Source organism: Candidatus Thermoplasmatota archaeon (genome assembly GCA_030018475.1).
GTDB lineage: Archaea > Thermoplasmatota > JASEFT01 > JASEFT01 > JASEFT01 > JASEFT01.
The window spans coordinates 1-15,985 of sequence record JASEFT010000027.1 but is presented as its reverse complement, the minus strand read 5'-3'; the positions used below and the strand labels follow the sequence as shown (position 1 = coordinate 15,985).

Below are 15,985 nucleotides of genomic sequence, written 5' to 3'. Positions count from 1 at the left end.
AAAAGTTTGCAAATATCTGCCTCACTTTCGAAATTCTGTTCAAGTCCCAATATGGGTTATCGGTTTAAAATGATGTTTTAAAAATTTCCCTCTTTATAACCCCACCTACAACTTTTTATAACCAACTTATAACTAACTTATAACTAACCTATAACTAAGTAGAATATCTCCAACGCTTGATCGGAAGACGTGGAACAAGTATTCCGGTCAATGCGAGAGCTCACCCACCAAGACTACGAATCCTTCATCCAAACTCACGATTCCGTTAGCATAGAAGATGTAAAAGTCAAGCTCAACAAAAAATGGAGAATAACAAGATTCGCGCCTTCACCAGATTATAAACCTGAGACTACTACTGTTTGGTCTTTCCCAGATCGTGGTGATTGGGCTACGCATATAGGAAATTATCGAGGAAACTGGTCTCCATTCATACCTAGAAATTTGATTTTGCGCTATACGAAAAAAGATGATTTAGTACTTGATCAAATGGTAGGAAGCGGAACTACGCTAGTAGAATGTAAGCTTTTACAGAGAAATGCGCTTGGTGTAGATATAAATCCAGATGCTATAATGGTTACGAGAGACAGGTTAAATTTTTCTTACAAACCTTTAGATGAAGATTATAAAGAGCCTGAAATTAGAACTTATGTTGGAGATGCTAGGAATTTGAATTTGATAGATGATGAAACTATAGATTTAATTGCTACTCATCCGCCTTATGCAAGTATAATTCCTTATTCCAAAACCAGAGTAGAAGGAGATTTATCGAGCGTGCATAACATAGCAGAGTTTGCTGAGGAAATGAGAAAAGTAGCAAAGGAAAGCTATCGTGTACTCAAACCAGGGAAGTACTGCGCTATCTTAATAGGCGACACCAGAAGGCATAAGCACTTTGTTCCAATCACACATAGAGTAATGCAAGCTTTTCTAGATATCGGCTTCATTCTAAAAGAAGACATCATAAAACTTCAGTGGAAGATGAAGAGCACTCGTGAAAAATGGCGCGGTACGAAATATGATTTCTTTTTGATTGGTCATGAGCATTTATTTGTTTTTAGAAAGGCAGAGAAGGGTGAAAAAATAGATAAATTCAAAGAGAGCATAAAATGGCAATAAAAATGTTATAATGCAGTGGAAGCGAAGAATTTTTTTACTACTCTTCAACCCATGCCTCATTAGTTTTATAATCGCAATATAATTTCAATTGGGAAAGCAAATCTTTGAAACCGATTATCAAAGGAACATCATCAGTCTTTGCAAGATATGCGTATAGATTCTTTTCCTTTGTTTGATTTCTTTCTTCGTCTACTAGCATGCATGATAATCTTCCGATCATCACAGGAATCGCGCATTCCGGCTTAGTCGATAATCCTTGCATACTATGCTCCGTTATAATATCTTTCTCAACTTTTTCCCATATGCTTTGAGGTATAACTGATGTATGAGCTCCTGTATCTATGATAGCATCGTAAATCTTTGACCAGCCTGATGACATTTTTAACTTTATAGCACCTTTTAGTCGTACAATTTCGTAACCTTTAATTTTCCGCTCTAAATCCTTGTGAGTAAAAGTTTCAAAATATAAGTTTACCCTGGAGCCCATAAATATGTTCTCCGCATTCGACAAACATTACTGGAAAATCGTCTCTCTTGCTTTTCCTTCTGGCTTCTTCTTCGACTTTTCCTAGATTTCTACCAAAAGCTATTACTTTTTTATCAACTACTGCCACCCACATATCAACATATTTCTCAAGGAGCTTTGTATGGTTTCGCCGTGCCCAATTTAGGTCTCTCCAAAATGCTTCAGACGTTTTCTCTTTGCTTCTCATAATTCTCTATATGAATAAAATACTATTTAATAATTACGTGAGCTAACCACAGCCAAGCGACGATGACTCAGCGGATATCGCTCCTTCTAACTGCCTCTTAATTCTTATATAAAAATAACGAGTAGTTTGCTAATATGATAGAAAAATTTTGATTACAAATGTAGCAAAACATTTGAGATTATAGCTATCGTTTGTATGTAGAGGAATGGGTGCCGATATATATCATAAACTGGTCGAGGAAATACAAAAATGTAAATGACTTTAAAAAGGACTACCCTAAATTCGCGCCACTTTTTGACATAAAAAAACCCATGAAAAGACATTTGAGAAAATCTTTCCAACGTTACTCAAGGAAGTTTTCGTCTTTAGAGAAAACATCATAAAGCTCCGGTGGAAGATGAAGAGCACTCGTGAAAAGTGGCGCGGTACGAAATATGATTTCTTTTTGATTGGTCATGAGCATTTATTTGTTTTCAGAAAACCAGGCAAAGGAGAAAGCTTGGTGAAATTCAAGGAAAGCTCAAAATGGTGGTAAATTATAAGTGTACAATTCTTTAATGAGCTATAAAAAATGACAAGAAGAATGGAATGCTGAGTTTGTGAGAAAGGAAAATTATCCTATACTGGCAATTCGCCGATTGTTAGAATACCAAAGACTATCGCGAAGTTTATGGGGCTAGCAAAGTGGAAAGAGATATTAATTAGACCTGAAAGGAAGAAGAAAATCGTTATTGCGATAAGCTCAGCATAGAATAGCAACTAACTCTTTTAAGCTCCTTATCACATTTTCCCCTTCTCTACTTCCGTTCCTATCCACATAAAAAGCTCTTATCCGTAATCTTTTAGGCACTAAATAATCAAACTCATAATGATCACCAACATGAAGAAGCTCTTCTTTTTCTATTCTCAATTTTTCTAATAATTTCAAATAAAACTCAGGTGTTTTTTTAACAAGCCCGAAATCAGTAGTTGAAGAAAAAAGAGCGCTAAAATACTTTCGTAATGATTTAGTCGTTACCTCAATAAATTCTCTTGCAGCATTTGAAGCTATTACCAACTTAAATTTTTTACTCAGCTTCTCTAAACTTTCCTCCACATCACTATAAATTCTCACTCTATCCTCATATTCTTTCAATAAATTCTGCCACCCCTCAAGTCCAAAATATCTAAACCAATACCTAATATCATACCATTCTATTCTTCGCTCGCCAACTTTCATATATTCATTCATAACAAATTTTTTAGCATCTTCAAAAGAAATTTTATTCTTTTGGGCATATAGTCTAGGTACTCCTTCACACCAAACTAAATCTGCGTATTGATAATCAACTAAAGTACCGTCAACATCAAAAGATATTATTTTGATCATTATTCTATTTTCGTATTTTTAAACAGTTCGGTCTTTTCGTTTTTCGCTCATATACTCTAAAGGATATCTTCCAGCTATTTTCTTATTCCATAAATTTAAGAAAATCATCTGTTACGCGATAACGAGGCTTCGTAAATGAAATCTTAACTTCTCACTCTATATCTTTCTTTAAGCTCGCCGAGCTTGCCTCTGTTCCAAGTGCCTACTTTGCTGAAGGAGCCTGTAACGCGAGTAATACCCTCTACTGCGGTAGAGGTGCAATAGGCGCAATTATCATAGAGCCCTCGCACAACCTTTCCGCAAGTAAGGCATGATGTGAACTCAGGTGAAAATGCAATTTGCGCGTTGGCAGTATGCTTGAAAACCTTTTCTACAAAGTTTGCAATACTCTCTGCGCTAGGCAAGCTATCTGCAATCCAGATATGAGTTAAAGCGCCAGCCTCTATCATAGGATGAAAAAGACCTTCAAGCTTAACTCTATCTATGGGATTTATAGGAGCTCCTACATTAAGATAAGTTGAGTTCGTATAGTAAATTTCGCCTGTGCTTTTATCACCTTTTACTACAGCGCTTGCTTGTACTGGGTAGTAAGCAAGGTCTAGTTTTGCGAGTCTATAAGCAGTGCTCTCCGCAGGGGTTTGCTCTAAGGGCATTTTAAGATTGTATTTATTACCATACTCTTCGGCTTTGCGCTTCATAAAAGCAATAACTTTCAGTCCAAACTTCAAAGCTTCTTTGCTTTCATGCAACTGCTGCCCTGTATGGTACTGCACCATTTCGTTAAGTCCTAAAATACCTAGTAAGAAAGTAGCACGGTGCAAGCGATAATATGGCTCATTATCAAGAGCCATTGCAAGTAAAGTTAAAGGTCCTCTATTACCGAGCGCCAAGAGCTTTGTAATGAACTCGCGCTTCTGATAATGAGCTCTAGCAACAAGTTCTATTCTACTGTCTAAAAGCTCGAAAAGTTTATTATCGTTACCGTTTGCTTCGTAAGCTATTCTAGGCAAATTTATAGTTACATTTTGCATAGCGCTATACCGCATTTTCCAGGGTGTTTTTGCATCTTCTAAATCATTTTCGTTGAGCATAAATGCAAGTCTGCAGCACTCGCTAATCTTAGCTGTACCGTCTCTGTCAAACACAAAATAGGTATTGCCTTTATCGCCTGCTACATCTGATATCAGGCTGAGAAATTCCTCATGCCCTTGCGTGGAAAAGAAATTATCAGTGAGATGCACGTTAGGCTTAGGGAAGAAGAAAGGTCTTCCTAGAGCATCGCCTTCTTTATAAACTTCGAAAAGAGCCTTAGCAAATCTTTGACTTTCGTTAGTATAATCTCTGTAAATTTTGCCTGTATACTCTCCTCCAGGACCTATTGCATGGACATCAGCGAAATGCTCCGGGACTTCCCAGTAGATATTGAGGTCGCTGAAAATGCTCTGCCCTCCTCTAGCTACAGCTTGCTGCGCGAATTCGAAAACTAATATCTGCGCAAGCTGTTTCATCCTCCTATCGTCAATACCGACAAGATAAGGTGCAAGGAATATATTTACAGCATCCCAGCCTATTGCTCCTGCAAAAGAGCCCTGTAAAGCAGCTGAGAATTTGATAAGCTGACTGATGAGAACTTCTGCATGCTTAGCAGGCTTTGCTATAGAAATAGCGTTAGGAAGGTTAAGCCCGAATTTTTTAACATATTCTATAGAATTGCCGGAGCAGTAAGGCCTATCAACCATACCAAGATCATGGAGATGTATAGCGCCTTTCATATGAGCGTCAGCCACGTCTTGCGAAAAAACTTCTAACAGAGCAAATTCTTTCTTTATTCTTTCAGCCAAGCTTAGGTTAGTAGCCTCTGGGCCGTGAGGCACGTTTGCGTTCTCTTTGTTGGGAGTAATGATAACAGTTCTTGCATCGTAGAGTGGCACTCCAAGCCTAGTATGCTGACGCCTTACCCTTTCCAAGCCATATTCTATAAGCTTTGCATTTGTTAGCTCCCTGATAAGAGGCGCTGTAAGTACTTCTATTTCTAAGCTTGCAATTAGCTTCTCAACTTCCTTAGCTATTATTCTAGCTGCATCAGTATGAATATCAGTCTCTCTAACTAAAGCCTCGTAAATTTTCTGCCTATCCCATTTACGGATTTCTTCGTCAGAAGTTCTTACGAAAAGCGCCAGCTCTGTACTCTCTTCTTCCTCCTTCTTTATTTCTCTTATACCAAAATCGCGTGCTCTCATTACAAGCACCTTTTTTAATGAAAACATTAATGAACCTAGTAATTATTAATTCTTTTGAAAGAAGCCTTTCTTTCTCTTTTTGGAAAAGAGAAAGAAACTCTTCAGGGAAAGAAAGAGAAAAGGGAAAGAGAAAAAAATCCCATGTTTTTCTTTTCCCGTGAAGGGCTTTTCTTTTTTCTAAAAAGAAAAGGGCTTCAGGGAAAGAGGGAAAAATCCAGGAAAAAGGGGAGAAAACCGTAGGTTGTCTCCCCTTTGTCTCAACAAGCTTAAAATACTAAAAAAACATTAACTTTCTGTATGCTAAAAATTACTATAGGAGAGCCGAGATGGGGATATAGGACAGGAGGTACTGTAAGAGATATTGCAATTTCGCAAACTGGCAAATACATAGTTTTAGCTTCATATGACGGCTATGTTTATTTTACAGATGCGAAAGGCGATTTACTATGGGACTATAAAGTTGGTAAAGAAGCAAGGGATGTGGCAATCTCAGCGCAAGGTAATGTTTGTATCGCTTCCTCGGAGGGAGGCAATATTTATATATTCGATAAAGCAGGTAAAACGTTAATGGAGCACAAAGCAAATGCTGTTGTACGAGAAGTTGCAATTTCAAGTGATGGCAAATACGCAATCGCAGGTTCAGACGATAAAAATATTTATTTTTTCGATTGCCAGAAGAAGCTGTGGGAGTATAAAACTGACGGCTGGGTAGGAAGAGTAGCAATCTCAAAAAATGGCGACTATTGTGTTGCAGGCTCTACAGACAACAATATTTATTTTTTCAATAACTTAGGAAAACTTTTATGGAAATATAGAACAAGGAGCTGGCTCGAATCTGTAGCTTTAACTCAGGATGGTAGCTACGCAGTAGGAGGCTCCGACGATAGAACCGTATACTTCTTTAATAGAGAGGGCAAATTATTGTGGAGCTATGAAACAATCAACCCTATTTTGTGTATAAGAACTAGTGCAAACGCAGAGCTTATCGCAGTTGGTGTAGAGTGCGAAGCTTATGTGTTCAATAAAGTAGGGAAGCTACTATGGCATAGAGTAGTTGGGTTCGAAATTCCAGAGCTCAAGCCCTGCCTTAATAGCGAGCTTGTAGCTATAGGTAGTAGAAGTGGCTGGATAGATGTATTCGATAAATCTGGGAAGCTCCTTTGGAGATATAATGCAGGCTGCTGGGTGGAGTCTATAGATACAACTGAGAGCGGCAATTTTGTTGTTGCAGGCTTGCAAGACGGTAGAGCACTCTTTTTCGATACTACTAAAATAATAATGGATAAGGTAGAGAGTGTTAGAGCCAAAATAAGCTGGTTGAAAGATAGTATTAAAATTTCAGATAGCGATTTAGTCAAGCTCGAAAGTTTATTGACCAATTCTAAAGAATACGCAACTTCACATTATTACACTGAGGCTTCTCAAAATATTGCTGATTGCGAAGCTCTACTAGCTAGGCTTGGAAAAATTGAAATTAGAAACTGCAGTGCATGCGGTAGAAAGGTAGAGAAAGACTGGATTGTATGCCCCTTCTGCGGCAGAGCTTTACGAGTGTAGAAAAAGAAATGGTTATAAAAGAGTTGCATTTTAGAAACATATTCTCAGACAGCAAATTCCTTTATACTAAAAATCTAGTACCTGGCTATAGAGTTTACAATGAAAAGCTTGTAGTTTATAATAATGTGGAATACAGAAGATGGAGTCCAAGAAGGAGCAAGCTAGCAGCAATGCTAATTAAGAAATGTAGTACAATGCCTATAGTGCCTGGAGCCAAAGTTCTTTATTTAGGCGCTGCTTCAGGTACTACTTGCTCGCATATTTCAGATATTATTGAGAACGGTGTTGTTTATTGCCTAGAGTACTCGCCCAGAGCGTTTAGAGACCTTGTGCAAGTATGCAGAAGGAGAAATAATATGATACCTATTTTAGGAAATGCAAATAAGGCTAGCGCTTACGAGCATTTTTTAGAGTATGTAGATGTTATTTATCAAGATATAGCGCAAAGGAATCAAGCTGAAATTTTTTTGAGGAACGTGAGATTCCTTAAAAAAGGTTGCTTTGGTATTATTATGCTGAAAGCGAGGAGCATAAGCGCGGTAGATAAGCCTGATAAAATTTACAAGCAAGAAATTGTCAAGCTCAAAGAAGGCGGGAAATTGACTATCGCGGAGACTATAAATTTAGAGCCTTACGAAAGAGAGCATTTAGCAATAGTCTCTATAAAAATTTAATTTGATAAATATGGGTATTAAATTCCAAGGTTATTACAAAACTCTTAAATTATTATTGCCAGTGGGTATTGCCGGGTTTGTAATAATATTTTTATACGTACTTGGTGCAAAATACCTTCTTCTGCTAATTTTTTCTTATGCTTTACCACCAACAATGTTTGCAGGAAGATTGGTAATGCTATTCTTTGTGCCTTTTGGAATCACGATTGCCCAAGCTATATCAGGGCTTGTATTCGTAGATTCTGTATATAGCGCTATACTTGCATGGAATTTTGATCTGCTGACCAAAATTCCTAAACTTGGGAAATTAGTTTTGAAAGCAGAATATAAAGGCTATAGAGCGCTGGAAACTCATAAATGGGTAAAAAATCTAGCTTTGTTGGGCGTAGCTGTTTTTGTAGCACTACCTCTTTACGGTACGAATGCCATCATAGGTACAATTGTAGGAAGATTAATTGGTTTGAGGCCGCTCAATACATGGCTTGCAACAATATTAGGCTCAATACTAGGTGCTATGATTATTGCCATAATATATGGATTGATTACAATTATTTTTTAGTAAAAATTTATTTATGGGGAGAGAGTAAAAAATCCCAAGGTGTGTCGGAGGAAAATGAGATGGTTTGGGTTGCGGCTTTTTTAAAAATTACCCTCTCCTCTCCACTAAGCTCAATATGTTTATTTATTTGTTCTTCTATATAAACTTTACTGATAAGATTAAAATACGACTTTCTTACTCGCAAAACTAATGACAAATATTGTAATTATAGGTTTGGGTACTAGCGGGTTCTTCGCAGCCAGAAGCGCTTTAAGCACAAACAAGGTTGCAAAAGTTACTGTCATTGAAAAAAGGCCTTACGATATGTTCTCACCATGCGCTCTACCTTATGCAATTTCTAAACTTGTAGATTTTGATAAGTTGAAGTACGAGCTACCTGAAATGAAAAATTTTGTTAAATTGCTGGCTCATGAAGCTATTGAGCTCAAACCTCAAGAGAATGTAGTAATAGTGAGGGATTTAAATTCAAACAAGCTGAAAAATATTTACTACGATAAATTAATTATTGCAACAGGTAGCTCGCCAGTTATTCCTAAAATACGTTACTCCAAGGCTCTTCTTGGGAAAGATATTCATGTAGTTTCTAACCTGGAAAATGCTAAATCAGTTTTGGAGGCAAGTAATAAAGCTAAGTCTGTGCTCGTTGTAGGTGCAGGCCCTGTAGGATTAGAGAGCGCAGTTGCACTTAATAAAGCAGGTAAAAACGTTCTCGTAGTTGAGAAGCTTTCTAGACTACTTCCCAACAATATTGATGAAGATATGAGTGAAATTATAGCTCAGAAACTTACTGAGAAAGGACTGAGCTTCAAATTTAACAGCGAGCTAAAAGAGATAGAAGGTAGCGATAAAATAGAATATGCAGTTATAAACCACGAAAAAGTTTATCCACATACTCTCGTGGTTTGTGTTGGTACTAAGCCCAATGCAGAGCTGGCCTCTAAAGCAGGTATTGAACTTGGTATTACAGGCGGTATTAAAGTGAGCTCAAAGTTAGAAACCTCAATATCTAATATTTATTCATGTGGAGATTGCTCAGAAACTATTTCTGCAATCACTCAAAAGCCGATTCTAGCAAAGCTTGCTTCAATAGCTTACAGACAAGGCGAAATTGCAGGTATAAATGCAGGTGGTGGATCAGCCATTTACGAAGGTGCTTTGGCAACTTTCGCTACAGAACTTCATGGAGTAGAGATTGCAAGTACTGGTTTAACTACTGAGCAAGCCTTGAACGAGGGTTATGAAGCAATAAGTACAAAATTAAAATCAAGAACAAAGCCTGAGTACATGCCTGACAGCGAAGAAATAATAATGAAGATTACTTTTGAAAGAGATACCGGTAAAATACTGGGCGCGCAAGGAATAGGAAACAACGTAACTTGGCGTGTAAATATTATTGGGTTAGCAATTCAAAAAAATATCAATATTATGAGGTTGAAAAATCTTGAATTAGCATATACCCCAGCTCTGTGCGAAGTTTATGATATACTAGCAATGCTGATAGATTACAGCGCTAGAAAATTAAAAAAGGCGTAATTGAAAGATAATATGTTCTCGATTATAGCAGGCAGAGTAAAAGGAGGTGATAAATTTCTTAAAATCAAAAATTTTTCTAGTAAAAGTAAAGTAATAATTGCTGCTTTAAATGCAGATATTATAATAGGAAAAGAGCATTTAGTTTCAGCATGCAATCATGCAATTAAAGCATTTGAAAGAGGAAAAAACATAGCTAATAAGCTGGAGAACGAAATTTTACTGTATGTATGTGGCGAGAGGCAAATAGCAAGAGCAATAGCTAAAGTAGGGATAAAGAGAAGTACAGAGAGGGTTGCTTTAGTAATAGTTGGTAAATGCAGTATTGCGAAGCTAATCTCAGAGCTGGGGTTGCAAGTAAACAATAAAATTCTCGAAAGTAATATTACACAGAAACTAAAAAAATTCAAATTTAGTAAAGAAGAAATTAATGCATGTACAAACGCCAAAGATTTGATTTTAGAAAGAATAGCGCTTCTCAAAGAAGGCGATTGAATAATTATATATTGTCTTAAGTCTATTACCGTTTTAAGATGGCTACTCTACCGCCGGGTCGAACTAAAGTAGTAAACGATGTAACAGAGCTTGTACCTTTACTCAGGATAGTTGATACAGACATTAAAAGAAAGATTTTTCAAGAGCTTGTAACTAACTGGCGAAGTTTAAAAGAGATAGAATCGCTTTACGGTGAAGAGGGTAAAGAAGCTTTGTTACTTTTCGAGAAGACGAAATTAGTAGAAAGTAAGTGGCAATCCACCAGCGAAGGCAAACCTGAAAAGGTCTATCGTACTTACTATACCTCATTTCATATAAACGCGCACTGCCCAATAACTGAGATATGCGATTTACTCACAGTTGCAACAGCGAGTGAAGAAGAGTTCTCTAAGTTAGAGACGAAAATTTTAGAGGCTGTAAATGATAAAAGCGTTTTTATAGGCGATGTGGCTCAAGCCTTAAATGTATCGCAAACTATGGTGAAAGGTCTTGTGAGAAGGTCTACTAAGTTGGATTATAGAGGTCATAGAATAGAGAAAGTTGCAGTGGAAGAGTAAGCTCAAATGGAGTTGAGAGCAAAACTAAAGCTCAAAGCTATAGGTAAAAGCAACTTTGCAACTATTTCTGCAGTATTCTATACACTATTATGCGCAATTGCATTTTTTTGTATCTGGCTTTATGGTAACGATATTAATACAAAAGTAACAACTACGATAGTAATGGCCATATGCGCAATACTTTCTAGTATTGCAATGCTAGCAAGGTTGCATGGTACTTTCACTCAAAACATAAAAACAAGCTTTCTTTTCGGCGCTTTTCTGGTATTCTTTGCATCTTTAATAATATACATCAGCTTGACTGGCACAATACTGCTTGCGTTCTACGCATTCATAGCAATAGTACTTTCTGGCTTGGGTACTTATTTTCTAGTACTCTCTGCTAAAAAATAATTACTATATTTCTGCTTGGATTTTTTAAGAGCGTCTATTACCGGCATTTTCTTGCCTGCTAAGAAACTAACGCAAGCTCCTCCACCAGTAGATAAATGATCAATTTTAGTTTTCAAGCCAAGCTTCTCTATAACTTCATTTGTATGCCCTCCACCGAAAACTTTGTATGCTCTAGTATTTGCAATTGCTTTAAACAGTTCGTTAGTGCCGAGTGCAAAATTATCATTCTCGAATACCCCAGCTGGGCCGTTAGCTATTATTGTTTTAGCGCTTTTTATGAAATAGGAGTAGCGTTCGATTGTGCCTCTGCCAATGTCTTGGATGGGATTTTCAGTAGGCAATTCAGATATCACAAACTCCAAACGCTTGCTATTATCATTAACAGCAAGATCATTTGGTATCTCAATCTCGCTCTCGAAAGTCTTGAGCAAATCTTGTGCTCGTACTAAAAATTCATCATAGTCTTTGAGCTCTTTTTTGAGAATCTCAATATTTTTATTCCCAAGCTCATAACCTTTAGCTTGCAGAAACAGATTTGCAACTAGCCCAGTAGTTAAAATTCTATCTGCAATTTTTGCTCTCAGCATATTACTGGCTACTTCTATACTATCGTCTACTTTAGTGCCGCCAAGTACTGCAATACAAGGTTTATCAGCACGTAGTGCTTTGCTCAGCATCTCTATTTCATTCTCCATAACTCTTCCCGCAACACTAGGCAAAACTTCAGTAAAGCCAACCAAGCTAGGCTGTGCTCTATGCGAAGCTGCAAATGCATCGTTAACAAAATAATCTGCCTCGCTCGATAGATTTTTAACTAAGTGTGTTTTAGCCATTGCCTCTATTGGCATATTGTCAAAAGATATTTCTTCAGAATAGAACCTTGTATTCTCAAGGATTATAATTTCACCATCTTTTAATTCTTCAATTGCGCTCAGCGCTCTACTACCGAACAAATCATCCACATATCTCACTTCTTTACCTAAAATTTCAGTCATAATTTGAGCGTGCTCTTTAAGCGCAATAAAATCGCTTTTACCTACTCTACCCTGATGCGCTAGTACAATTACTTTTGCTTTCCTATCACTAAGTTCTTTTAATGTTTTAGTACATTCTCTTATCCTGGAATCGTCAGTAATTTTACCTTTCTCTACAGGCGAGTTTATATCAACTCTTACTAGAACTACTTTATTCTTGAAATCGAAATCGTCTAAGGTAAAGAATTCCGGCATTTTAAGCACCTAAAAAATGTATTAGAGTAGCAAATATTATTATTTATCGATACTTGCCCTCGATGAGAGCTTCTAGATGTTCAGTTAAAGGCGTAACTTTATCTAGGTCGCCATCCCAGCGCTCTAATACTCCCCAATGCTCTTTCTCGATGTCTTTTATTGCCTTCGCAATCTGAGGCTTTACAAGCTCTAGCTCCAGCCTGAGATTATTGTAGCTATAAATTTCTTCGCTGTTACCAGTTTCGCCCTGCCTTTCATTACAGAATAAACATGTTTCTTACAATATTTAAAACCTGTTTTTCCCTGCGATTTTATCACTGACCAAATGCGAGCTCCAGCCTACAAAAGCAAAAATCGCAACATAAAAATCAAAAAATATTATTCCTGCAAGCGCACCGTAGGCAAGTGCAAATACCGGTCTGTGAGTAATCTTGCGATGCCCTAAAATTACAAGCACAACTATTAACAAAATTAGAAAAACAGCCAGACTAAAGAGAACTTTCTCGCCAATCAACAGCGCACAGCAACAAAGCGCCAGCAGAGCTAAAATTGTAAACAGGAAGACTTTTGATTTTACTGTGTCTATATCTGGCAGTATAGAGCCGTAGAGAGCTACGAAGACCCCTGCTACTACCATGGGGATTGGGGCGATAGATAGGGTATAGGTACCGGATCTGAAAGGCGGTAGATGAGGAATACTTTTATCTGTGGATAGAAGAAGTAAGTAAAGTGTAGAAATAAAAAACGCGCTTAATAAAAGATGCACTTTAAACTTCAATTCTAGCCACCCGATACTGGCGGAAACAGCGCTACCTCATCATTATCTTTTAGCTTTTGCTCTGGAGCTGCATAGTTGTGATTTAATGATATGAAAGTATAATCTTTGAGTTTTTTAAGTGCAGGATATTTCTCAAGCAGAAGGTTTAGGAGCGTTTCTATAGTAGCGCCTTCTTTAACATCAAGAGTAATTTTTTCCTTTCCAACAGCTTCGCGATGCAGGGCAAAGAATTTTACTGAGACTTTCATTTCCAATACGGCACTCTATTAACTATTGCATTCTTAAATATTTCTAGGAGCTGCTCTTCAGTTGAATTGCTCCTAATCAAACTCGCAAGCTCATAAGTTTCTTTTCTGAACAAGCACGGCTTAAGCTTGCCATCACTAGTTATTCTTATTCTTGTGCAGTTTCTGCAAAATTCCGAGTTATGCATCGGCTTTACAAGCTCTATCTGAGCAACTTTATTGCCAAGCCTAAGATGATATTTTTTGCGGTTATGCAGAGCCCTTCTTTCTACTCTTAAAGCTCTGGCTTCTAAATTTCTCTCTAATTCTGAGAAATCACAATGATATCGTTTGTAAATCGTGCTTTTACCGTTACCCTCAAGCTCTATAATTTGAAGTATTGCATTGTATTGAGCTGCAAATTCAAGCATTGATGGAATTTCATCTTCATTTATTCCTTTGAGCAATACCATATTGAGCTTAATAGGAGATAGCCTTGCTTTATAGGCAGCTTCTACTCCGGCTAGAGCATCGGCAAGAGCGCTAGCACCTGTAATCAATCTATATTTTTCGGAGCTTAAGGTATCAAGTGAAATATTCACCCTTTTCAAGCCCTTTGCTTTAAGTTCTTTAGCATACTCAACAAGAAATGTTCCGTTTGTTGTCATAGAAATTTCCGTCATGTGCTCAGAAGCTGACTCTACAACCTCAATAATATCTTCCCTCACTAAAGGCTCTCCACCAGTAAATTTTACCTTTCTAATATCTAATTTCTTAGCAAGCTCTAAAATTTTATTGAGCTCTTGAATGGATAGCTCATTATAACAATGCTCCTGACCTTCATTATGACAGTAGAAGCATTTTAAATTGCAGCGCTGAGTTAAAGAAATTCTTAAACTTTTAACAATTCGTCCAAACTTATCTTTTAGCATGACCGATATGTGTATATGAGCTTAACGATTTAAATTCTTTTATTAAGCGCGGGGAAGGGGATTTGAACCCCTGAGGGCAATGCCCAACAGATATTTACAAGAAGCCTTTCAGGGAAAGAGAGAAGAAAATTTCTTTTTTCTTTTCCCCTGAAGGGCTTCTTAGCAATCTGTCGCCTTACCTGGCTTGGCTATCCCCGCTTAAACTCCGCGATACGGGCTTCCACGTAAAATCTCATCGAAGAGACTTTCGTCGCGGTTTTTATCTTACAGTCTCTAGCTTGCTCATCACTCCCCAGAGCGCGGTTCTTGCATGCATTGGGAGGTTGGGATCGTTTACAAGTTCTTCGAATTTTAAGTTGGCTGTAGCGCTCCGTACATCTAAAGGGTTTTTGGTATTTAATAATATCTCTTTGACTTCAGAAAAAACTTTTCTTATATTTTTAGGTATTGTGAAATCTTCGATAAGCTGCTCTAAAGCTGGCATTACTTCTTGCAACGTCTCCTCCATAGTCATAGCTACTCAAGAAATCATAATATATTTGAAGATGGATAAATTTTCTTCTAATTGAGCGCAAGCCTAATAATTCTAAAAGTATATTATAAGGTATGCTGAGGAAAGAAGATATTTTATCTGTAGTAGAGGGCTACGACCTCTCTAAAGTTACAATTGCTACTATTGGCTCGCATTCAGCTCTAGACATTTGCGATGGCGCCTTCGAAGAAGGCTTTAAAACCATAGCTGTTTGCCAGAAAGGCAGGGAAAAGACATACACTAAATATTTTAAAGCTGAATATGAAAAAGGTAAATTAATCTCAGGGTTTATAAACGAAGTTCTAGTGTTAGAAAAATTTGAAGATATTATTTTAGAAGGAAGTCTAAAGAAACTTATAGCTCAAAATGCAATATTTATTCCAAATCGTGCGCTAACTTCCTATGTAGATATCGATATTGTTGAAAAAAAGTTCAGAGTCCCTTTGCTCGGCTCTAGGAATTTGCTTAGAACTGAAGAGCGCGAAGAAGAAAAATCTTATTACTGGCTACTTGAGAAAGCTAATTTACCATATCCAGAAAAGATAGTTAATCCAAAAGATATAAATGAGCTTGTAGTTGTAAAATTAAGGCATGCAGTTAAAAAATTAGAGCGTGGGTTTTTTACATGCGCTAGTTACGAAGAATATAAGAAGAAAGCTTCACAACTAATTGCTCAAAATGTAATTACAAAAGAAGATTTAGATTGGGCAAGAATAGAAAGATATATTATAGGGCCTGTATTCAATCTTGATTTCTTTTACTCGCCACTAAGTAAAAGACTGGAATTGCTTGGGGTAGATTGGCGATTTGAGACCAGTCTAGATGGCCACGTTCGCTTACCAGCTGCACAGCAGTTAGCGCTTAGTGAAAAACAATTTAATCCTGAATATGTAGTTTGCGGGCATAACTCAGCCACTTTGCGTGAATCTTTGCTTGAAAAGGCGTTTGAGCTAGGCGAAAGATATGTTAAAGCAACTCAAGAGTATTACTCGCCAGGCATAATAGGAGCTTTCTGTCTACAAACATGCGTAGATAAAGACTTAAAATTTTATATCTATGATGTAGCGCCCAGAGTTGGAGGCGGTAC

Annotated in this window: 19 protein-coding genes and 1 tRNA gene; 10 read left to right on the top strand and 10 right to left on the bottom strand. The window is 37.3% G+C overall.

Translation table 11 applies throughout. The features are described from left to right. Nucleotides 1–210 precede the first annotated feature (210 nt). Nucleotides 211–1,116, top strand: a complete 906-nt coding sequence (locus QMD21_04800; protein ID MDI6856083.1) for a DNA methyltransferase — start codon at nucleotides 211–213, stop codon at nucleotides 1,114–1,116. Nucleotides 1,117–1,153: 37 nt separating this feature from the next. Here the strand turns inward: QMD21_04800 and QMD21_04795 are convergent, their stop codons facing one another. The 4 genes from QMD21_04795 to nrdD form a co-directional block, all read right to left on the bottom strand. Further along, entirely contained in the window at nucleotides 1,154–1,603 is a 450-nt protein-coding gene (locus tag QMD21_04795; protein ID MDI6856082.1) for a hypothetical protein, read from the bottom strand. Then, nucleotides 1,575–1,829 carry a DUF5678 domain-containing protein gene (locus QMD21_04790; protein ID MDI6856081.1) on the bottom strand — a complete coding sequence of 85 codons (255 nt, stop codon included), beginning with the start codon at nucleotides 1,827–1,829 and terminating at the stop codon, nucleotides 1,575–1,577. The genes QMD21_04795 and QMD21_04790 overlap by 29 nt, the downstream gene beginning before the upstream one ends. Before the next feature lie 742 nt (nucleotides 1,830–2,571). Continuing rightward, entirely contained in the window at nucleotides 2,572–3,198 is a 627-nt protein-coding gene (locus QMD21_04785; protein ID MDI6856080.1) for an HAD family hydrolase, read from the bottom strand. Between the two features lie 143 nt (nucleotides 3,199–3,341). Next, the gene (gene nrdD / locus QMD21_04780) at nucleotides 3,342–5,438 is read right to left on the bottom strand and encodes an anaerobic ribonucleoside-triphosphate reductase (protein ID MDI6856079.1); all 2,097 of its coding nucleotides are present in this window, start codon (nucleotides 5,436–5,438) and stop codon (nucleotides 3,342–3,344) included. Between the two features lie 54 nt (nucleotides 5,439–5,492). Between nrdD and QMD21_04775 the strand changes: the two genes are divergently transcribed. From QMD21_04775 to QMD21_04740, 8 genes are all read left to right on the top strand, one after another. Then, nucleotides 5,493–5,678 carry a hypothetical protein gene (locus QMD21_04775; protein MDI6856078.1) on the top strand — a complete coding sequence of 62 codons (186 nt, stop codon included), beginning with the start codon at nucleotides 5,493–5,495 and terminating at the stop codon, nucleotides 5,676–5,678. A 57-nt stretch (nucleotides 5,679–5,735) separates the two neighbouring features. Beyond that, nucleotides 5,736–6,995 (top strand): DUF5711 family protein, encoded by a 1,260-nt coding sequence (locus tag QMD21_04770; GenBank protein MDI6856077.1) that lies wholly within the window; start codon nucleotides 5,736–5,738, stop codon nucleotides 6,993–6,995. A gap of 8 nt (nucleotides 6,996–7,003) precedes the next feature. Then, nucleotides 7,004–7,669 carry a fibrillarin-like rRNA/tRNA 2'-O-methyltransferase gene (locus QMD21_04765; GenBank protein MDI6856076.1) on the top strand — a complete coding sequence of 222 codons (666 nt, stop codon included), beginning with the start codon at nucleotides 7,004–7,006 and terminating at the stop codon, nucleotides 7,667–7,669. Between the two features lie 10 nt (nucleotides 7,670–7,679). Continuing rightward, nucleotides 7,680–8,228 (top strand): small multi-drug export protein, encoded by a 549-nt coding sequence (locus tag QMD21_04760; GenBank protein MDI6856075.1) that lies wholly within the window; start codon nucleotides 7,680–7,682, stop codon nucleotides 8,226–8,228. 189 nt (nucleotides 8,229–8,417) lie between these two features. Further along, a complete protein-coding gene (locus QMD21_04755) occupies nucleotides 8,418–9,761 on the top strand; it encodes an FAD-dependent oxidoreductase (protein MDI6856074.1) in 1,344 nt (447 codons plus the stop codon). A gap of 12 nt (nucleotides 9,762–9,773) precedes the next feature. Continuing rightward, nucleotides 9,774–10,253, top strand: a complete 480-nt coding sequence (gene cgi121 / locus QMD21_04750; GenBank protein MDI6856073.1) for a KEOPS complex subunit Cgi121 — start codon at nucleotides 9,774–9,776, stop codon at nucleotides 10,251–10,253. Nucleotides 10,254–10,291: 38 nt separating this feature from the next. Further along, entirely contained in the window at nucleotides 10,292–10,810 is a 519-nt protein-coding gene (locus QMD21_04745; protein MDI6856072.1) for an ArsR family transcriptional regulator, read from the top strand. Between the two features lie 6 nt (nucleotides 10,811–10,816). After that, nucleotides 10,817–11,203 (top strand): hypothetical protein, encoded by a 387-nt coding sequence (locus QMD21_04740; protein MDI6856071.1) that lies wholly within the window; start codon nucleotides 10,817–10,819, stop codon nucleotides 11,201–11,203. Here the strand turns inward: QMD21_04740 and pgk are convergent. The 6 genes from pgk to QMD21_04710 form a co-directional block, all read right to left on the bottom strand. Continuing rightward, a complete protein-coding gene (gene pgk / locus QMD21_04735; protein ID MDI6856070.1) occupies nucleotides 11,173–12,432 on the bottom strand; it encodes a phosphoglycerate kinase in 1,260 nt (419 codons plus the stop codon). The genes QMD21_04740 and pgk overlap by 31 nt on opposite strands. Before the next feature lie 286 nt (nucleotides 12,433–12,718). Beyond that, nucleotides 12,719–13,198, bottom strand: a complete 480-nt coding sequence (locus QMD21_04730; protein MDI6856069.1) for a metal-dependent hydrolase — start codon at nucleotides 13,196–13,198, stop codon at nucleotides 12,719–12,721. Between the two features lie 14 nt (nucleotides 13,199–13,212). Continuing rightward, complete coding sequence (locus tag QMD21_04725; GenBank protein MDI6856068.1) at nucleotides 13,213–13,458, bottom strand: MoaD/ThiS family protein; 246 nt, start codon at nucleotides 13,456–13,458, stop codon at nucleotides 13,213–13,215. After that, a complete protein-coding gene (gene moaA / locus QMD21_04720) occupies nucleotides 13,455–14,366 on the bottom strand; it encodes a GTP 3',8-cyclase MoaA (GenBank protein MDI6856067.1) in 912 nt (303 codons plus the stop codon). The genes QMD21_04725 and moaA overlap by 4 nt, the downstream gene beginning before the upstream one ends. 47 nt (nucleotides 14,367–14,413) lie before the next feature. Further along, nucleotides 14,414–14,564, bottom strand: a tRNA-Ser gene (locus QMD21_04715). Between the two features lie 61 nt (nucleotides 14,565–14,625). Further along, nucleotides 14,626–14,880, bottom strand: a complete 255-nt coding sequence (locus tag QMD21_04710; protein ID MDI6856066.1) for a UPF0147 family protein — start codon at nucleotides 14,878–14,880, stop codon at nucleotides 14,626–14,628. 92 nt (nucleotides 14,881–14,972) lie between these two features. Here QMD21_04710 and QMD21_04705 point away from each other — a divergent pair. Further along, nucleotides 14,973–15,985, top strand: a 1,013-nt coding sequence (locus tag QMD21_04705; protein MDI6856065.1) for a formate--phosphoribosylaminoimidazolecarboxamide ligase family protein, incomplete at its 3' end; no start/stop codon positions are given.

What these genes read in the sequence shown, in the direction of transcription:
- QMD21_04795 (MDI6856082.1), bottom strand. Translation starts at nt 1,603, where the DNA reads ATGGGCTCCAGGGTAAACTTATATTTTGAAACTTTTACTCACAAGGAT.
- QMD21_04725 (MDI6856068.1), bottom strand. Translation starts at nt 13,458, where the DNA reads ATGAAAGTCTCAGTAAAATTCTTTGCCCTGCATCGCGAAGCTGTTGGA.
- QMD21_04745 (MDI6856072.1), top strand. Translation starts at nt 10,292, where the DNA reads ATGGCTACTCTACCGCCGGGTCGAACTAAAGTAGTAAACGATGTAACA.
- QMD21_04765 (MDI6856076.1), top strand. Translation starts at nt 7,004, where the DNA reads ATGGTTATAAAAGAGTTGCATTTTAGAAACATATTCTCAGACAGCAAA.
- QMD21_04785 (MDI6856080.1), bottom strand. Translation starts at nt 3,198, where the DNA reads ATGATCAAAATAATATCTTTTGATGTTGACGGTACTTTAGTTGATTAT.
- QMD21_04800 (MDI6856083.1), top strand. Translation starts at nt 211, where the DNA reads ATGCGAGAGCTCACCCACCAAGACTACGAATCCTTCATCCAAACTCAC.
- QMD21_04770 (MDI6856077.1), top strand. Translation starts at nt 5,736, where the DNA reads ATGCTAAAAATTACTATAGGAGAGCCGAGATGGGGATATAGGACAGGA.
- nrdD (MDI6856079.1), bottom strand. Translation starts at nt 5,438, where the DNA reads ATGAGAGCACGCGATTTTGGTATAAGAGAAATAAAGAAGGAGGAAGAA.
- pgk (MDI6856070.1), bottom strand. Translation starts at nt 12,432, where the DNA reads ATGCCGGAATTCTTTACCTTAGACGATTTCGATTTCAAGAATAAAGTA.
- QMD21_04790 (MDI6856081.1), bottom strand. Translation starts at nt 1,829, where the DNA reads ATGAGAAGCAAAGAGAAAACGTCTGAAGCATTTTGGAGAGACCTAAAT.
- cgi121 (MDI6856073.1), top strand. Translation starts at nt 9,774, where the DNA reads ATGTTCTCGATTATAGCAGGCAGAGTAAAAGGAGGTGATAAATTTCTT.
- QMD21_04710 (MDI6856066.1), bottom strand. Translation starts at nt 14,880, where the DNA reads ATGACTATGGAGGAGACGTTGCAAGAAGTAATGCCAGCTTTAGAGCAG.
- moaA (MDI6856067.1), bottom strand. Translation starts at nt 14,366, where the DNA reads ATGCTAAAAGATAAGTTTGGACGAATTGTTAAAAGTTTAAGAATTTCT.
- QMD21_04760 (MDI6856075.1), top strand. Translation starts at nt 7,680, where the DNA reads ATGGGTATTAAATTCCAAGGTTATTACAAAACTCTTAAATTATTATTG.
- QMD21_04755 (MDI6856074.1), top strand. Translation starts at nt 8,418, where the DNA reads ATGACAAATATTGTAATTATAGGTTTGGGTACTAGCGGGTTCTTCGCA.
- QMD21_04740 (MDI6856071.1), top strand. Translation starts at nt 10,817, where the DNA reads ATGGAGTTGAGAGCAAAACTAAAGCTCAAAGCTATAGGTAAAAGCAAC.